Genomic DNA, 15,987 nt, shown 5'->3' on the forward strand with positions numbered 1-15,987 from the left:
GATGCGCCGGGGTGGGTTATGGGAACTGTGACGCGACCACCGATGGTCTCCGGCGGCGACGACGAGACCGGTCACCTCGAGGAGCTCCGCACCGATCCGATCGGGCTGATGCAGCGCACACGCGACGAGTGCGGCGACGTCGGGGAACTGCGCATCGCCGACAAGGAGGTCGTCCTGGTCTCCGGCGCGGACGCCAACGAGGTGTTCTTCCGCGCTACCGAGGAAGAGCTGAACCAGGCCGAGGCCTATCCGTTCATGACCCCGGTGTTCGGTGAGGGTGTGGTCTTCGACGCCTCCCCCGAGGAGCGGTCGCGGATGCTGCACAACCAGTCGCTTCGCGACAAGTTCATGCGGGGCCATGCCGAGACGATCCAGGCCGAGGTCGAGGCAATGCTGTCCGAGTGGGGCGACGAGGGAGAGATCGACCTGCTCGACTGGTTCGCCGAGCTGTTCATCTACACCTCATCCGCCTGCCTCATCGGCAAGAAGTTCCGCGACGAACTCGATGCCACCTACGCGGAACTGTTCCATGACCTGGAGCGCGGCACGGATGCGCTTGCATATGTGGACCCCTACATGGACATAGAGAGCTTCCGCCGCCGCGACGCGGCGAGGGTGGCGCTGGTGCAGCGGATCGAGTTGATCAAGGACCGGCGCCTGTCGGAGCCGAAGCCCGACAAGGACGACATGGATCTCGTCGACGTGCTCCTGTCGGTTCGCGACGAGGAAGGCAACCCGCAGTTCAGCGCCGACCAGATCACCGGCATGTTCATCTCGATGATGTTCGCCGGCCACCACACCACCTCGGGCACTGCCGCCTGGACCCTCATCGAGCTGCTCCGCAACCCCGACTGGATGGACGGAGTCGTGGTCGAGCTCGACGAGCTCTACGCAGAGGAGTCCGACGTCACCTATCAGGCGCTGCGCGAGATCCCGAAGCTTGAGTCGTCGGTCAAGGAGGCGCTGCGGCTGCACCCACCGCTGATCATCCTCATGCGGCTCGCGATGCAGCCGGTTCATGTGGGCGACATCACGATCGAGCCGGGCAAGCTCGTGGCAGCCTCGCCTGCGGTCTCCAACCGATTGCCCGACGCGTTCGACGACAACGAGGCCTTCGACCCCGCCCGCTACATCGAGCCCCGCCATGATGACCTGGACAACCCGTGGAACTGGATCCCGTTCGGCGCCGGCCGACACCGCTGCGTCGGGGCTGCGTTCGCCATGATGCAGCTGAAGGCGATCTTCTCGATCCTGCTGCAGGACTGGACCTTCGAGATGGCCCAGCCGCCCGAGACGTACCGCAACGACCACTCCAAGATGGTCGTGCAGCTCGAACAGCCCTGCGTCGTGCGCTACCGGCGCCGCGAGCGGGCAGGTGCCTGATGGGGATCCGCATCGATGTCGACAGGGTGCTCTGCCAGGGCCACGGGGTCTGCGAGTCCGAGGCCCCCGCGGTGTTCGAGGTCGGCTCCTTCCAAGGCCAGCACAACCAGGTCGTCGTGCTCGACGAGGCACCCGGCGACGAACTCCGCGACAGTGTCGAACTGGCGGTGAAGTACTGCCCGACCCACGCACTGAAGATCGTCGAGGACTGACCTTCGCAACGTCGCATCGGCGTCGCGACGCTCAAACCGGACAACAACGAGAGCAACTACCACGAACAGGGGAAACAACCATGGCTGGATTCGAACGAGCCGAACTCGAGGAAATGGTCGAGCGGTGGCTACAGGCCAACCGGGACGCGGAGGCCGCCGGCGACTGGAGGCCAATGGCGGATCTCTACACCGAGGACGCCACCTACGGCTGGAACTATGGCCCCGACACCGACTTCATGGCGGTGGGGCGCGACCAGATCCGCGAGTACGCGCTTGGCAACGAGATGGCCGGTCTCGACGGGTGGACCTACCCGTACGAGGAGATCGTGATCGACGAGACCAAGGCAATGGTGGTGGGGTTCTGGCGCCAGCGGGCCGATGCCACACGTGACGACGGCACCCACTACGAGGTCCACGGCATCGGCGGCAGCTGGTTCCGATACGCGGGTGACGGCATGTGGAACTGGCAGCGCGACTGGTTCGACTTCGGCAATGCCGCCGCGCTGTTCATGGAGATGATGGGCGCCAACGCCCTCTCCGAAGGCATGACCGCCCGGATGACCCGCTCCCTCAAGGGCGATGGGTTCTACGACGCAGGGAAGGCGCCCGTCACCCTCTGGGAACGCTGACCGATGGCCCCGCTCTCGAACGAGAAGTCGCTCGGCTCAGCGTCCTCAAGCCGGCGTTCGGGGGCAGGGCTACTTCGTGAACTCGGTACCGACGATGCGGCCAGTGTCTGGATCCAGGATGCAGCGATGAGACCAGGCGTTCGCCACGACCGTGCCGTTGTGGATTGACACGGCGGTCCAGCTCTTCAAGTCGTCCTTGGGTGGATCAGCATCCCACACCACCTCGCCGGTCGGGCTCGCCCGGACGAGATTGGCGAACGGGTGCCACGCCTCGACCCCAGGCGGCCGATCCATCCAATCAAGAACAGCGGCGCAGTCGTCGCTACCCGGGAGCGCAGCCACATCGAGCACGCGAGATCCGAGAAGCTTCCCGTGCCAATTCTTCCCGCTTGAGTCGGCAGTCCACGCCTCGTCGCTCTCGACCCACCAGTGACGTGTCATGGGGCCCCATTCTCATCCGTTGTGCGCTTCCGGTTGACCTCTACGCAATCACACGGGGGCCGCCCGTAGCCTCGCGGAACCCATGCCAGGTCGAGCTGAGGTCTGCTAGGTGTCGGACTACCCGCTTTCGCGGTCGTCGCAGTACTCGTCCGCGATATCCAGCAGAATCTCGCCATGGAGAACACACAGCAGTGTCAGAGCGTGAACGCGCCTGACACGATGACGATTCACGTCAGTCCGAGACGCTGATGAGCACGCTGAGAACGCACGCTGGTCAGACAGCTCTGCAATTCGGAAGTCGACTCAGCGAAGTGCGGCCAACGAGAGATCAGGAAATCAACCTGCTCACTCAAGACGCGCGGATCAAGCGGAATGGGCTCGTCGTCCATGCACGCTCGCCATACGTCGGCATCGAACGCATCGGCCCATCCGACGATGCCAACGTCAACGAACCATTGGCTCTTGTCGCACAAGACGTGAGTCACTACTGCTTTGTCATCATGCACGAAGGCCGCGAACTGGTTGCTCCGACCGTTGGCTCGCTGGTCGTCAAGACGAAATCCTGTCTCTTCCAGCCATTCAACCAACTCCAGAACGGGCTCAGGCGCTTTAACACAGCGTACGGACTGTGGAGCTGACGCTCCCGTTGCTTCTATGCGGTCCGGCAGAGCCGGCGGTACCTTTGGCTGTTCCCAAACGAGCACTCACGCTAGATTCGCTCCAACGATGAAGGGCATCCCGAAGGCTGGCTCCACCGACATCACACGGGCCTCGATACGGGGCATCGTCACCGCGATCTCACCCGAGGACGGCCTGGAGCCCACACAGGCGAGCTTGGTCGGGGCTCTGGCCGCATCCCTGTTCGGCGACACGACCGACGTCAGCAGCCTGGAGCCGATCAGCGAGTCGGAGCTTGCCGACGCGCTGGAGGACACAGGGGCCGAGCAACGCCACCGGATCGTCCACCTCATGGTGCTCGGCGAACTCATCCTGCGCCCGATTCCTACAGTCGTGGCGCGCAGGGTCGCAAGCTACGCCGAAGCCCTCAGGATCGAGGACAAGTACGTGCGCATTGCGCGCCGCTACTCACAGGGGGCCTTCGGGCTGGCGTGGTTGGACCTGGAGCGAAGCGGGTTCGCAGCTCACTGGGAGATGGCCCGGACGGACCAGCTCAAGGCGAGCGTCAAGCTAGCGGGACAGCTGTCCGCCGGAGTCGTCGACGAGCAGCTTGCCTCACGTTGGGCCTCCTTCGCCCAGATGCCCGCCGATAGCCTCGGTCGTTCGGTGCTCGACATGTACGAGGGCAGGGGCTTCGCGATTCCGGGCTCGGAAGGGGGCGCCTCCGCCTACCTCGCCCAGCACGACTTCGTGCACGTGCTGGCGGACTACGGCACGAACCTGAACGGCGAGATCGAGACCTTCTCGCTCATCGGGCGCGCGGATCCCGACCCAAAGGGCTTCGCGTGGCTCGCGACCCTCATAGGGCTGTTCGAGACCGGCTACGTGGCTGATGCCGGCTTCTTCAGCGGCGACCTCGAGGAACGGCGCCTCGACAGTACCGAGATGCACGTTCGCCTCGCAGACGCGCTCAGACGTGGCGCCGCACTCTGCGACACGCTCGGAAGCGACCTCCTCGAGATCGACTACCACGACTTCGTCGAGCGTCCCCTCGACGAGGTCCGTGCAGAGCTGGGCTTCCCACCCAAGTCCGACGACGCCATCGCTGCGGGATCACCGGGGGTGTTCGACCCGGCCGGGATGTCGAGGATCCAGCAGCAGTACGCCGAGTCCATGCGCGAGACCAACGTTCTCTGACACTCAAGGAGCAAGCAGGTGAAGTTCTCGCAGGCAATCCGGATCCGCACGCAGGATCCGGAGAGGATCGTCGAACTGCTGGCCGAGTGGGATCGCGGACAGGCCGAAGCCGAGGTGATGGGCTACATAGGCACCCGCCTCCTGGCCGATCGGGACAACCCCGGTGAGTACATGATCCTCGCCGAGTTCGCCCAGGTCGACGAGGACGTCTCCTCAGCTGAGGAGGCCGAGATCAACAACCAGCGCACAGAGACTGACCAGTGGGCACGGAGCCTGCGGGAGGCCGTCGAGGGCGAACCCGAGTTTTTCCACTTCGACGAGTTGTACCGAACCGGCATCACCGGCGACCTGCGTACCGGCTGACCCGGCTGGGCGGCCTGGTTAATTCACCCGAGTATTTGAACTGGTTCACCGACAGCGGCCGCAACGCGCAGGTCTATGCCTGGACCGCAGCCTTCGCGGCACTCACCCTCACGGCCTTCGGCGGCATCGTGACACGACTGCTGCCGGCAGCGAACCGATACATCTTCTTCGGGGGAATCATCGCCTGGTTGGTCACCGGCATGGTGCAGGCATGGATCTGGGCCGGCATGGCGCTCCACCCCGAGGGGCTCGACCCGGCTACCGCTCGCACCCTGTTCGACATCGCGCAGTACTGGGGGCTGATCATCAACGGAGCGACCATGGCGATGGCCGTTGCCTTGATCCCCCTCGCCTTCTCCGGTTCCCGGCCCGTTCCGCTGTGGCTCGGCTGGTTGTCGATCGTGTTCTTCGTGGAGCAGGGAGTCGAGACGATCACGGTCTTCGGCGAGAGCGGCTTCATCGCCCCCGGTGGAGCCATGAACCTCTACCTGGGCGGTGTCCTCGGGATGGCCTGGGTCATCGGCGTGATCGTCTGGAGCTACCAACGGCTGGCCTCCCCCGACAGTGCGTGATCGCAGGACTCCGAACTGGGCCCGACCCTCTGCGAGTGGTTCGTCGGCAACAGCCGGGAGTCAGTCCCCCGCCACCCTGGAGCCGTCGAACGCATCCGGTGCCTCGACGAGGCAGAAGGATTTCCCCTCCGGGTCGTTGAAACAGTAGGTGAGGAACTTCACGCCGTACTTGTCCTGGACCTCGAGGTCCCGCTTGTGTGCGGCGGCGACGTCCTCGGGTGTCGTATCGCCCAAACCCGGATGGATGTCCACGAACATCGGCACCGCAGGAGTGTAGGCATGGAGGACAACGCGACGGCACAGATGAGGAGCCACACACGTGAGCACCGACACCCCCAGGATCGATGGCCTTACCCATACGATCGTCCACCCGGGCGGCGACAACGACGCGCCATGGATCCCGGTCCGCAGCCAGCGCAACCCCGACGGCTCCGAATCACATGTGTGGGAGCGCTGGGTCGCCTTCTCGGTCGAGCCGCTCTACCTGGCGTTGTTCGCCAGGTGGGACCCGGGGATGATCGTGCGTCGCCACGGCCACTACAGCCCCCACACCCTCACGGTGCTCGCGGGTGAGTTCACCTGCGGCGACGAGCTGTGCGGTGTGGGCACCCACATCGAACTGCCGCTCGGCGCCTCGTTCGGTCCGTTCGTGGCGGGGCCCCAGGGCGTCGAGCTGTACGAGGTGATGATGGGCGACCCTCGCTCGTGGAGCGACGAGCCCGCGGCGATGCAGCACATCCTCGCGGAACGGGGTGTGGAACAGTTGCCCGACCCGCCGATCGAACTCCCGGCCGGCCTCGAGGACTTGCGCGCGGTGTTCAGCGCTGGCGCTGCCGAAGACGACTGAACTGTGGTCCACGGAGAGCGTTCTGCCCTCCGTGGCGGCTACTCGGTGATCCCGAAACGCTGCAGGCCGTAGGCCTCGATGGCGTTGCCGCGCATGACCTTGTAGCACTCCTCGGCGTTCATGCCGACGGCCGCGAACATCGAATGGGCGACCTTGCGCGAGTGGGGGAAGGTGCCGTCGGAGTGCGGGTAGTCGGTCTCGAAGAGGATCTGGTCGATCCCGACCTCGTCGCGCTGACGCAGTCCGACCAGGTCGTCGAAGATGCATCCGAAGATGCGTCCCTTGGCGATCTCGCTCGGCAGTGGTCCTGAACCGCCGACGCCGCCGCGACCCTCGCGGAAAACCGAGTCCATGCGTTCTATCTGGAACGGCATCCAGCCGACCTGGCTCTCCGCATAGGCGATCTTCAGATCGGGGAAACGCTGGAGTGTGCCGGAGAACACCCAGTCCACGAACGAGCCCTCTGCGTTCTGGGCGTAGAGCGACATCGAGGTGGCCAGGGGTGCGTCATCGGAGGTGGTGGGCATGGACGACGACGAGCCGATGTGCATCGACACCGTCACGTCGGCTTCCTCACATGCCTGCCAGAGCACGTCCCACTCGCCGCTGTACATCGTGGCGCAGCCGAGCTTGGAGGGGTTCTCGGAGAACGCGATCGCGTAGCTGCCCTTGTCGGCACACCGACGGACCTCCTCCGCGGCCTTGGCGGGATCCCAGAGGGGAACGAGAGTGAGCGGGATCAGGCGGCCTCGGCCGTCGCCGCCGCCCCAGTCGTCGATGATCCAGTCGTTGTAGATCCTCAGGCACTCGAAGGCGAGGTCCTTGTCGTCGCGCTCGAGGAAGCCCTGGCCACAGAAGCGGGGGAAGATGTTGGGGTAGTTTATGGCCGCCTCGACGTGGTTGATGTCCATGTCGGAGAGCCGGTCGGCCTGGTTGTGGGTGCCGGGGCGAAGGTCCTCGTAGGTTGCCGCCACATTGCGTTGTTCTTCGCGGGGCACGCCCGCGGGGCCATGGAGGAACCCGGTCGGGGTCACGCTGTCCTCGAAGAGCCAGACATCACACAAATGGCCGTCGGGGTGGTTGCGCTCGAAGCCGTAGTGGCCGCCCTCGAAGATCAGCTTGACCTTCTCCTGCACGACACGTGGACCCGCGGCACGCATGGACGGCGGTAGCTGCTGCTGCCACAGGTCCTTTGGCTCCATCACATGGTCATCGACCGAGATGATGAGGGGGAGGTCCTCTTCGGCCGGAGTTTTTTGCTCTGTCGACTGGTTCATCGCGCCACCTGTAGGTCGTTATCCGGCAAGGCTGCCACTGGGCCGGCCGCCATGTTGAATCCACATTGTACTTGTGCCGCCAATCAGGCGATCCCCGCCAGCCCGCCCGGGCCGCGCGTCAGCTCAGGGCGCCGACTGCCACCACGGAAACGGGTTCGGCGACTTCGTGCGCCCGCGAATGGAACCTGCGGGTGAACTCGACCAGGTCGTCGATGCGGCGGAGGCCCGCCCCGGTAGTCCACTGCACCAGGGACAGCGAGGTCGGCGGTGCAGGGTCGGCCTCGCCGCGTCGAGTGCCGTAGCGTTCGGCTCGAAGGACGGGAATGTCGAGTTGTGAACGAGGAGCCAGTGTCAGGAGTCGATCCATCCCGCTCGAGACGTCGCCGGGTTCGCGCTACCAGCGAGGTCACCGGCACCGTGCTGCGCGGCGCTGGTGCCGACCGGGTCGGCGGGCTCGGTGCGGAGATCGCCTTCTTCGGGATGCTCAGCGTCTTCCCGCTCACCATCGCCGTGGCCGCGGCGATCGGCTTTCTCGAGCCGCTGGTTGGCGTCGAGGCGGCCGGCGAGGTGCGGGACAACGTCGTGCAGGCCCTCGAGACCGCGTTGCCGTCAGACGCGGGCGGGGTGGTTGAAGCGGTCGAGGATCTCTTCGCCGATACCCGCCCCGGCGTGTTCACCGTTGGCCTGTTGCTGGCGGTGTGGTCGGCGTCGCGTGGATTCCTGGCGACGGTGCGCGCCCTCGACCTCGTCTATGACCTCCGCGAACGGCGTAGCTACCTGGAGCTGCGGCTGCTGTCGCTCGGCCTGGCTGTGGCCACCGTCCCTCTCGTGGCGCTCGCCCTGGTGGCGTTCGTCGTGGGTCCACTCCTCGGCGGCGGAGAGCAGGTCGCCGAGGTATTCGGTGCCTCGGACGCGTTTGCCTCGACGTGGACATGGTTGCGATGGCCGGCAGCGGTCGGGGTGGTGGCGGCACTCATCACCACCCTGTACCACCTTGCTCCTGACCATCGCACCCCTTGGAGATGGGACCTTCCGGGAACCGCTCTTGCGCTATCCGCAGCGGCTCTGGCGTCGGTGGGTCTGCGCGTCTACCTGCGATTTGGTGGGTCCTCCAACGTGTTGATCGGAAGCCTTGGCTCGGTGCTGGTCGTAATGATCTGGATGTACCTGTTGGCCATCGGTCTGCTGCTCGGCGCCGAACTGAACTCCGTGCTCGCGGATCGAGCCGGTGTGGAGCAGATTCCCCGCCGAAACCTGAGGATGCCCCGCCTCGAGCGTCTCACCCGGCGATGGGCCGAACTGGAGGGCGAGAATGTCCACGGCGTCGACGAATCCGACGGGCCGTCCTGAACGTAGCGACAGCAGCGCTACCTGCCGGCGGCGCGATGTGGGTGGGTCCGCACCTGCTCCGCCAGCAGACGGGCACCGTGCGCATCGCCCGAGCGGTGGCAGCCGGCGTCGTCGTCGGAGCGGTCGTGACCGGGCTCGTCACCTTGGTTCGGGACCCATTCGCCAGCCGTGCGCTGAACTGAGGCCAGGGCTCTGGTCCGTGCTCAGACCCGTTCGATGATGATGGCGGGAGCCATGCCGCCACCTGTGCACATCGTGGCGAGGCCGATCTGCCTGTCCTGGCGCTCCAGCTCGTCGAGCAGCGTCCCAATGAGGATGGCGCCGGTTGCCCCGATCGGATGGCCGAGTGCCATGGCGCCACCGTTGACGTTGACCTTGTTGCGGTCGAGCTCGAGGTCGCGCTGGAACTTCTCGGACACGACGGCGAACGCCTCATTGATCTCGAACAGGTCGATGTCGTCGATGGTCATTCCCGCGCGCTCGAGCACCTTGCGTGCAGCAGGCACCGGTGCGTTGAGCATCAGTGTCGGATCGTCGCCCGCGGTGGCGGTGGCAACCACGCGCGCCCGCGGCGTGAGGCCGTTGGCCTTCGCGTACTCGCCGCTCGCCATGAGGATGGCGGCCGCTCCATCGACGACGCCCGAGGAGTTGCCGGCGTGGTGCACGTGGTTGATCTCCACATCGGGGAACTTGCGGGCCACGAGTTCGCGGTAGGTGGGGTTGTCCTCGTGGCGGTAGTCGGCAACCACCTCGAAGCTGGGTGGCAGCTTCGCAAGCGACTCCGCAGTCGTGCCCGGCCGCGGGAACTCCTCGTGGTCGAGGGCGACGGTGCCATCCAGGTTCAGCACCGGGACGAGGCTGCGCTCGAAGCGACCTTCCTCGATGGCTACGGCGGCCCGTGCCTGGGACTCGGCGGCATGGGCGTCGAGCGCCTCGCGCGGTATGCCCTCGATCGTGGCGATTGTGTCGGCACACACACCCTGATGTGGCTGGGGGTGCAGATCCTGGAGGTGCTCGTTGTTGGCCCCGATGGGGAACATTCCCTTCTTGGGCAGCGACATCATCTCGGTGCCACCGGAAACCACCAGGTCCTCCATGCCGGCCATCACGCCGTTTGCGGCGAAGTTGGTGGCGGTGATCCCCGACCCGCAGAACCGGTCGAGGGTGACCCCGCTGGCGTTGGTGTGCCAACCCGCGTCGAGTGCGGCCATGCGGCCCAGGTCGCCGCTCTGCTCGCGCACCTGGGCGCTGGTGCCCCACACGATGTCGTCGACGTCGGCGGTGTCGAGGTCGTTGCGCTCGGCCAGCGCTGCGAGCACCGTGGCTCCCAGGTGCTGGGGGTGCAGGTGGGCGAGCGCGCCCTTACCCTGCTTGCCGATTCCCCGGGGTGTGCGGCAGGCGTCGATCACGAATGCATCAGTCATGGTCCTGAATCTAGAGGTCCATTGCCCGCCGTCAATTCTGACCGTAGGCTCAAAATCCAGTACACGTGCCGGGGTGGCCCTGGTGCCCGACCACCGGGCCCTGTTCACGGGGCTGTCGACGATCGAGAACCTGAAGGTGGCTGACAACACGGGTGGCGACGATGCGAGCACGGGCCTCGCACCGCTGGTGGTGGAAGAGCTGGTGCAGAGGACCCGAGGGATCTGCGCGCGGGCCGCTTCCGAGGGGTGAACTGTGCGACGAGCGATCAGTAGGAGATTCACGTGAGTCTGGATGGACGGGTTGCGTTCGTGAGTGGTGGGAGCCGCGGCATCGGGCGTGCGATAGCCCTGGGCCTCGCGGCCGACGGCGCGGATGTGGCGATCAGCTACCGGCGTGACGCCGGTGCGGCAGCCGAGGCGGTGGCCGAGATCGAGGGACTGGGTCGGAAGGCGTATGCGCATGCGGCGGATGTCTCGTCGCACGACGACAACTCGGAGGCCGCCGAGGCGACAGCCGTCGAGCTCGGCCCGGTCGACATCCTGGTGCACTGCGCAGGAGTGGCCTCGCATGGATCCGACGTGGTGCGCACAGATCCCGCCGAGGTCGGGAGGCTGTTCGAGACCCATGCGTTTGGCGCCTGGTCGCTTGCGAACCTGTTCCTGCCGGCCATGCGCCAGCAACCCCGCGGCGACATCGTGATGATCAGCTCCGCAGCGGTCCTCCTGATGGCCCCCAGGGCCGCTCCCTACAACATGGCGAAGGCGGCGCTGGAGGCGCTCGCCTGGTCGCTGGCCAAGGAGGAACGACGGCACGGCATCCACGTGAACGTTGTCGCCCCCGGCCTCGTGGACACCGAGATGGGGCGCCGCCTGGTCAAGGGTGCCATGGGGGTCGATGACATCCGATCCCTCGATGAGGGCTCAGCGTTCGGACATGTGTGCACCCCCGAGGAGGTGGCCGATGCGGTCCGGTTCCTGGTGAGTGACAGGGCCGCCTACATGACCGCCCAGCGCCTTGGGGTCGACGGAGGACCGTTCTGATGGGCGAGCAGCCGGATGACGAGCGGCCGCTGAGCGGAGAAGTGGCGTTGGTCTCGGGTGGCAACTCCGGGATCGGGCTCGGAATGGCGGTGGGTCTGGCCCGCGCCGGAGCCTCGGTGTGCATCTGGGGCCGCCGCGCGGAACGAAACGAACAGGCCGTGGCATCGCTCACCGCCCTCGGTGTCGAGGCGCATGGTGTGCAGTGTGATGTGGGATCCGAGGACGGGATCGTGGCCGCCTTCGCCCAAACGGTGGAGCGCTTCGGTCGTGTCGACTCCTGCTTCGCGAACGCCGGCATGGGGCCGGGATTCGTGCCGTTTGTCGACCTGGAACTCGACACCTGGCGCCGTTCGATGCAGGTCAACCTCGATGGCGTGATGCTGACCCTGCGCGAGGCTGCCCGACACATGGTCGAGCGCGATGAGGGCGGCGCGCTCGTGGCGGTGTCGTCCACCTCAGCACTTCAGGGCGCGCCGATGAACCAGTCGTACTCGGTCGCCAAGACGGGACTCGTCGGGCTCACCCGCGGGTTGGCGGTCGAGCTTGCCCGCCACGGCATTCGCGTCAACGCGCTGCTACCTGGCTGGACCGATACCGACATGCTGGCGATGGGGAAGGAGAACGAGAAGTTCCGCAACAACACGATCTCGCGCACTCCGGTACGTCGCTGGGCGGACCCGGACGAGTTCGGCCCTGTCGCCGCCTACCTCGCTCGGCGCGACCTCACCTTCCACACCGGTGACGAAGTCGTCGTCGACGGCGGCTACACCAAGTTCTGAGCGGTCTCGGCAAGGCACCGGGTTCCGGGACATCTCCCGACTACCCGGTCTGCACGGGCATGGAGGCGACACCGGCCACCAGGCCGCTCGCCCGATGCACCGGCTCGGTGCCCGGCACCAGACCCAGCTCGGGGTGCCGTTCGAGCACAGCGCCGAGGATCACGTCGAGTTCCATGCGGCCGAGGTTGGCCCCGATGCAGTAGTGCGTGCCGATGCCGAAGGCCAGGTGTGGGTTGGGGTCGCGTCCGATGTCGAACGCGAACGGCTCGTCGAACACGGCCTCGTCGCGGTTGGCCGACGGATACAGCAATACGAGGCGGTCCCCCACGGACAGCTCGGTGCCGGAGAGCACGGTGTCCGATGCGATCGTGCGCATGAACGCGCGTACCGGTGTTGCCCAACGGAGGATTTCCTCGACTGCTGCGGGCCGGCACGACGGGTCCTGGCTGAACCTTGCGCGCTGCTCCGGATGTGCGCCCAGCACCTCGATGCCGCGGGAACTGGTGTGCCGGGTGGTTTCGTTGCCTGCCACCATCAGGGCCGTGGTGAACAGGGCGAGTTCTTCTCGATCCAGCCTCTCGTCGTCTGCGTGCGCGAGCCTCGACAGCAGGTCAACGCCGGGCGATTCGAGCCTCAGCTCGATCTGTGCGTCCACATACGCCGCCCAAGCCACGTATGCCCCAGTTGCCTGTTCGAGCATTCCGGGTTCCTCGAGCCGGCCGCTGGCATCCATCATCTGGTCGGTCCAGGTCTTGATCTGGGGAAGGTCGTGTGCGGGCATGCCGACCATTTCTGCGATCACCCGCAATGTGACGGGTGCTGCAATGCTCTCGACGAAGTCGAATTCGGCCTTCCCTTCCACGGTGTCAAGGGCCGCCTCGGTCCAGAGTCGGGTCTGCTCGCGCAGCTCCTTCACCATCCGCGGCGTGAACTGGCGCGACACGATGCGTCGAAGCCGGCCATGCTCCGGTGGGTCCATCGTCACGAACGACAGCGGCACCGCATCGAAGTAGGTCACACCTCCGGCATTCGAGAACGTCGTCGGGTCCGAGGATGCGGTGCACACATCTGCATGGCGGGCGACCAGCCACAGGTCGTTGCGATCGTCGTAGGGAACCCCAGGTGTCGCGCGGAGCTCGGTCAGCTGCTCGTCCCGCTCCGAGTGCGGCAACTCGAGGTCGGCGATGTCGTACATCCCGAGATCGTACGCACAGCGGACTACGTGTCGCGGAGCCGGATGCGGGCGTTGTCCCAGCTGACGGGTGGGCCTGCGGGGTCGAGGCGGATGATCCTCTGGGAGCTGTAGTGCTCCGCGGTGGACTTGGGCATCGACTTGGCGGAGGTGCGCGATCCCGAGTACTTCTCCGCGAACAGCCGGCCAGCCTCCCCGGCCTCGGCGGAGTCGTCCTCGGCATCGAGCACGGTGGCCTTCACCGGGATGTGGACTGCCGCGAGTTCGGCCCACCTCTCACCTGTTTCCACCAGGAAGCTGCCGCGGTCGTCGTGGGCGATCCGCTTGAGCTTCGCCGACTGGCTCGGGGTGCCCAGGTAGATGCGGCGATCGTGCACGGCGAACCACAGCGGCAGTGCCACAGGCCATCCGTCGCGCTTGAGCGTGGTGAAGATCCCCGTATGGCCCTTCGCGATGAAGTCCCAGGCCTCGTCGTCGGACATGGCAACGCCCATCAGCGGTCCTCCGTCGCATCGTCGAAGTCGGGCACATCCCCGGCACCGAGTTTCCACTCGGGCCGGCGCTTCTCGACGAACGACATCACGCCTTCGACGGCATCGGGCTGCTTCGCGGCCCAGAAGAAGCGCTTCTCCTCCGCCTTCTGCATCTCCGCGACGCCGAGCCTGCTCCACAGCAGCTCCTTGGACAAGGCGACAGCCGCCGGCGCTGCGTGCTCCGCTATGTCGCGGGCCTTGTCGAGTGCGGCGGGCAGCACCTCGTGCGCAGGCAGGGCGCTCGAGGCGAGACCGATCTCGGCGGCCTCGGCTCCGCGGATCGTGCGGCCCGAGAACATCAGGTCCGCTGCATTGGACAGCCCGATCACCGACGGGAGGATCGCGTGCGAGCCGAGTTCGGGGATGAGGCCGCGCCGCACGAACACGAAGCCGAGCTTCGCCTCCTGCGCGACGATGCGGATGTCGCACATGAGCGGGTACGTCAACCCGCCGCCGATGGCGTGACCATTGATCGCGGCGATCACCGGCTTGCGGCACTGCCACGGTTCGAGTCCCGGCGGCGCAGCCGAGGGTTCGCCGCCCGAGTCTCCGCCTGACCCGCCGCCGGAGCCCCCGAATGTGTCTGCCCCGCCCTCGAGGTCCGCACCCGCGCAGAACGCCTTGCCTGCACCGGTGAGCACGACGGCGCGCACGGAGTCGTCGCCGTCGGCGCGGGCGAAGGCATCCTCCAGCTCGCGGAGCATGCGCCAGGTGATGGCGTTCATCTGCTCGGGACGGTTGAGCGTGACGGTCGCGACCGCGCCGTCGACCTCGTAGAGGATCGTCTGGTGCTCCGTCATGGCCCGCGCCTCAGACCGTCGCCGGGCGGACCTTGTAGCGCATCGGCAGGTGCTTCAGCCCGACCACGAAAGACGACTGGATCTGCTCCGGCTCGCCCGCCAGCTCCGCCCACTCGAGGCGCCTGCCCAGCTCCAGTAGCAGGGCCCGCTGCGAACGCCGGGCAAGGTTGGCGCCGAGGCAGAAGTGCTCGCCGATGCCGAAGCCGAGGTTGCGGCTGTGGTCGCGGTCGACCCGGAAGTCGAAGGGGTCGTCGAACACCTCCTCGTCGCGGTTGGCCGACGCGTAGAACATCACGACGCTGTCGCCCTCGGAGATCTCCTGGCCACGGATCACCGTGTCGGCGGTGGCGGTGCGCTTCATGTAATTGACCGGCGAGGTCCACCGCACGATCTCCTCGACCGCCTTGTCGACGTTCTCGGGGTGTGCGCGGATCTTCTCCATCTCCTCGGGGTTCTCGATCAATGCGCGCATGCCGCCCACCAGCGCGTTCTTGGTGGTGTCGTGGCCTGCGGTGAAAACGATGAGGAAGTAGCCCACCGTCTCCAGTGGGCCCATCGGCTCGCCGCCCACCATGCCGTTGGCGAGAATGCTGGCGAGGTCGTCGCGGGGACAACCGCGACGGTCCTGGATGATCCCGTCGAACAACTGGTAAAGCTCCTGGGCGAGCTCCATGATCGCCTGGCCCCGATCGTCACCCTCCCGTTGGAGTTCGGGATCCTCGTTGGCGAACAGCTGGTTGGTGAGCCGCAGGATGTCGGGCTCCTGCTCACGGGGCACGCCGAGCATCGTGGACAGGATCCGCAGTGGGTGCGCTGCCGCCACGTCGTTGGCGAAGTCGCACTCGCCCTCACCGTCGTCACCGACCATTGCGTCCACCACCTCGCGGGCGCTGCGCTCGATCACCTCATCCATCTCCCTGATGGCACGCGGCGTGAACACCGGACTTGCCACCTTGCGCACCTCACGGTGCTCCGGTGGGTCGATCTGGATGATCACCCGCATGGTGGAAAAGGCGCTGGCCGCAAGCTCTGCCTCCTGCACCTCCGGTAGCACCACGATTCCGGGTTCGGAGCAGAACAGGTCGGGTTGGGTGGAGATCTCGCAGATGTCGGCATGCTTGGTGACAGCCCAGAAGGGCTCGAAGTCCTTCGACTCGCAGCGGTGCACCGGCGACTCGGCCCGCAGCCGGGTCCAGATGTCGTGCGGCGGCCCGTTCTCCGCGTAGTACTTCGACGCGATCAGCTCGTGGCCGTCGGTGATCGTCATGTGGTTCCCCCTGTGGTCGTGCTCGTTGTGTGTCTCTGGTCTGTCGTTGTGCCGCGGTCCCC

The 15,987-nt window shown here is 66.3% G+C and carries 20 protein-coding genes; 12 read left to right on the forward strand and 8 right to left on the reverse strand.

Annotated elements, in window-relative coordinates:
- Nucleotides 1-18 precede the first annotated feature (18 nt).
- The 3 genes from GY812_13445 (at nt 19) to GY812_13455 (ending at nt 2,224) form a co-directional block, all read left to right on the forward strand.
- Nucleotides 19-1,383: a cytochrome P450 gene (locus tag GY812_13445; protein MCP4436484.1), complete on the forward strand. Its 1,365-nt coding sequence runs from the start codon at nt 19-21 to the stop codon at nt 1,381-1,383.
- A gap of 5 nt (nt 1,384-1,388) precedes the next feature.
- The gene (locus GY812_13450; GenBank protein MCP4436485.1) at nt 1,389-1,595 is read left to right on the forward strand and encodes a ferredoxin; all 207 of its coding nucleotides are present in this window, start codon (nt 1,389-1,391) and stop codon (nt 1,593-1,595) included.
- Between the two features lie 80 nt (nt 1,596-1,675).
- Complete coding sequence (locus tag GY812_13455; protein MCP4436486.1) at nt 1,676-2,224, forward strand: nuclear transport factor 2 family protein; 549 nt, start codon at nt 1,676-1,678, stop codon at nt 2,222-2,224.
- A gap of 69 nt (nt 2,225-2,293) precedes the next feature.
- Here GY812_13455 and GY812_13460 read toward each other — a convergent pair whose 3' ends face one another.
- Nucleotides 2,294-2,665 carry a hypothetical protein gene (locus GY812_13460; GenBank protein ID MCP4436487.1) on the reverse strand — a complete coding sequence of 124 codons (372 nt, stop codon included), beginning with the start codon at nt 2,663-2,665 and terminating at the stop codon, nt 2,294-2,296.
- A gap of 248 nt (nt 2,666-2,913) precedes the next feature.
- On the opposite strand from GY812_13460, the gene GY812_13465 reads away from it, so the two are divergent.
- The 4 genes from GY812_13465 to GY812_13480 all read left to right on the forward strand — a co-directional run bounded on the left by GY812_13465 (nt 2,914) and on the right by GY812_13480 (nt 5,415).
- Nucleotides 2,914-3,303, forward strand: coding sequence for a hypothetical protein (locus tag GY812_13465; GenBank protein ID MCP4436488.1), 390 nt, complete (start codon nt 2,914-2,916; stop codon nt 3,301-3,303).
- 88 nt (nt 3,304-3,391) lie between these two features.
- Nucleotides 3,392-4,480, forward strand: a complete 1,089-nt coding sequence (locus GY812_13470; GenBank protein MCP4436489.1) for a hypothetical protein — start codon at nt 3,392-3,394, stop codon at nt 4,478-4,480.
- Between the two features lie 18 nt (nt 4,481-4,498).
- On the forward strand, nt 4,499-4,843 hold the full coding sequence (locus tag GY812_13475; protein MCP4436490.1) for a hypothetical protein: 345 nt from the start codon (nt 4,499-4,501) through the stop codon (nt 4,841-4,843).
- A 35-nt stretch (nt 4,844-4,878) separates the two neighbouring features.
- Nucleotides 4,879-5,415 carry a hypothetical protein gene (locus tag GY812_13480; GenBank protein ID MCP4436491.1) on the forward strand — a complete coding sequence of 179 codons (537 nt, stop codon included), beginning with the start codon at nt 4,879-4,881 and terminating at the stop codon, nt 5,413-5,415.
- A 60-nt stretch (nt 5,416-5,475) separates the two neighbouring features.
- On the opposite strand, the gene GY812_13485 is transcribed toward GY812_13480, so the two are convergent.
- Nucleotides 5,476-5,679 carry a DUF4242 domain-containing protein gene (locus GY812_13485; GenBank protein MCP4436492.1) on the reverse strand — a complete coding sequence of 68 codons (204 nt, stop codon included), beginning with the start codon at nt 5,677-5,679 and terminating at the stop codon, nt 5,476-5,478.
- Nucleotides 5,680-5,734: 55 nt separating this feature from the next.
- On the opposite strand from GY812_13485, the gene GY812_13490 reads away from it, so the two are divergent.
- Nucleotides 5,735-6,262, forward strand: coding sequence for a hypothetical protein (locus tag GY812_13490; protein MCP4436493.1), 528 nt, complete (start codon nt 5,735-5,737; stop codon nt 6,260-6,262).
- 38 nt (nt 6,263-6,300) lie between these two features.
- Here the strand turns inward: GY812_13490 and GY812_13495 are convergent, their stop codons facing one another.
- Entirely contained in the window at nt 6,301-7,539 is a 1,239-nt protein-coding gene (locus tag GY812_13495; GenBank protein MCP4436494.1) for an amidohydrolase family protein, read from the reverse strand.
- Between the two features lie 333 nt (nt 7,540-7,872).
- Here GY812_13495 and GY812_13500 point away from each other — a divergent pair, with 333 nt between their 5' ends.
- Nucleotides 7,873-8,889, forward strand: a complete 1,017-nt coding sequence (locus GY812_13500; GenBank protein ID MCP4436495.1) for a YihY/virulence factor BrkB family protein — start codon at nt 7,873-7,875, stop codon at nt 8,887-8,889.
- Nucleotides 8,890-9,092: 203 nt separating this feature from the next.
- On the opposite strand, the gene GY812_13505 is transcribed toward GY812_13500, so the two are convergent.
- Nucleotides 9,093-10,313 carry an acetyl-CoA C-acyltransferase gene (locus GY812_13505; GenBank protein ID MCP4436496.1) on the reverse strand — a complete coding sequence of 407 codons (1,221 nt, stop codon included), beginning with the start codon at nt 10,311-10,313 and terminating at the stop codon, nt 9,093-9,095.
- Nucleotides 10,314-10,386: 73 nt separating this feature from the next.
- Between GY812_13505 and GY812_13510 the strand changes: the two genes are divergently transcribed.
- From GY812_13510 to GY812_13520, 3 genes are read left to right on the forward strand one after another with little or no spacing between them, the layout of a single operon-like run.
- The gene (locus GY812_13510) at nt 10,387-10,563 is read left to right on the forward strand and encodes a hypothetical protein (GenBank protein MCP4436497.1); all 177 of its coding nucleotides are present in this window, start codon (nt 10,387-10,389) and stop codon (nt 10,561-10,563) included.
- A gap of 26 nt (nt 10,564-10,589) precedes the next feature.
- Nucleotides 10,590-11,354 (forward strand): SDR family oxidoreductase, encoded by a 765-nt coding sequence (locus tag GY812_13515; protein MCP4436498.1) that lies wholly within the window; start codon nt 10,590-10,592, stop codon nt 11,352-11,354.
- Nucleotides 11,354-12,133, forward strand: coding sequence for an SDR family oxidoreductase (locus tag GY812_13520; GenBank protein ID MCP4436499.1), 780 nt, complete (start codon nt 11,354-11,356; stop codon nt 12,131-12,133). The genes GY812_13515 and GY812_13520 overlap by 1 nt, the downstream gene beginning before the upstream one ends.
- Nucleotides 12,134-12,173: 40 nt before the next feature.
- Here the strand turns inward: GY812_13520 and GY812_13525 are convergent, their stop codons facing one another.
- The 4 genes from GY812_13525 to GY812_13540 are packed head-to-tail and all read right to left on the reverse strand — an operon-like array spanning nt 12,174 to nt 15,925.
- Nucleotides 12,174-13,328: a cytochrome P450 gene (locus GY812_13525; protein ID MCP4436500.1), complete on the reverse strand. Its 1,155-nt coding sequence runs from the start codon at nt 13,326-13,328 to the stop codon at nt 12,174-12,176.
- Between the two features lie 23 nt (nt 13,329-13,351).
- Entirely contained in the window at nt 13,352-13,807 is a 456-nt protein-coding gene (locus GY812_13530; GenBank protein ID MCP4436501.1) for a pyridoxamine 5'-phosphate oxidase, read from the reverse strand.
- 11 nt (nt 13,808-13,818) lie between these two features.
- Nucleotides 13,819-14,658, reverse strand: a complete 840-nt coding sequence (locus GY812_13535) for a hypothetical protein (GenBank protein ID MCP4436502.1) — start codon at nt 14,656-14,658, stop codon at nt 13,819-13,821.
- Nucleotides 14,659-14,668: 10 nt separating this feature from the next.
- A complete protein-coding gene (locus tag GY812_13540; GenBank protein MCP4436503.1) occupies nt 14,669-15,925 on the reverse strand; it encodes a cytochrome P450 in 1,257 nt (418 codons plus the stop codon).
- Nucleotides 15,926-15,987 lie beyond the last annotated feature (62 nt).

This window comes from Actinomycetes bacterium, assembly GCA_024222295.1.
Classification (GTDB): Bacteria; Actinomycetota; Acidimicrobiia; order Acidimicrobiales; family Microtrichaceae; genus JAAEPF01.

Excerpts from the sequence above, each read along its gene's own strand:
- GY812_13445 (MCP4436484.1), top strand. The coding sequence starts at position 19 with ATGGGAACTGTGACGCGACCACCGATGGTCTCCGGCGGCGACGACGAG.
- GY812_13455 (MCP4436486.1), top strand. The coding sequence starts at position 1,676 with ATGGCTGGATTCGAACGAGCCGAACTCGAGGAAATGGTCGAGCGGTGG.
- GY812_13535 (MCP4436502.1), bottom strand. The coding sequence starts at position 14,658 with ATGACGGAGCACCAGACGATCCTCTACGAGGTCGACGGCGCGGTCGCG.
- GY812_13470 (MCP4436489.1), top strand. The coding sequence starts at position 3,392 with ATGAAGGGCATCCCGAAGGCTGGCTCCACCGACATCACACGGGCCTCG.
- GY812_13495 (MCP4436494.1), bottom strand. The coding sequence starts at position 7,539 with ATGAACCAGTCGACAGAGCAAAAAACTCCGGCCGAAGAGGACCTCCCC.
- GY812_13530 (MCP4436501.1), bottom strand. The coding sequence starts at position 13,807 with ATGTCCGACGACGAGGCCTGGGACTTCATCGCGAAGGGCCATACGGGG.
- GY812_13540 (MCP4436503.1), bottom strand. The coding sequence starts at position 15,925 with ATGACGATCACCGACGGCCACGAGCTGATCGCGTCGAAGTACTACGCG.
- GY812_13460 (MCP4436487.1), bottom strand. The coding sequence starts at position 2,665 with ATGACACGTCACTGGTGGGTCGAGAGCGACGAGGCGTGGACTGCCGAC.
- GY812_13520 (MCP4436499.1), top strand. The coding sequence starts at position 11,354 with ATGGGCGAGCAGCCGGATGACGAGCGGCCGCTGAGCGGAGAAGTGGCG.
- GY812_13465 (MCP4436488.1), top strand. The coding sequence starts at position 2,914 with ATGAGCACGCTGAGAACGCACGCTGGTCAGACAGCTCTGCAATTCGGA.
- GY812_13505 (MCP4436496.1), bottom strand. The coding sequence starts at position 10,313 with ATGACTGATGCATTCGTGATCGACGCCTGCCGCACACCCCGGGGAATC.
- GY812_13525 (MCP4436500.1), bottom strand. The coding sequence starts at position 13,328 with ATGTACGACATCGCCGACCTCGAGTTGCCGCACTCGGAGCGGGACGAG.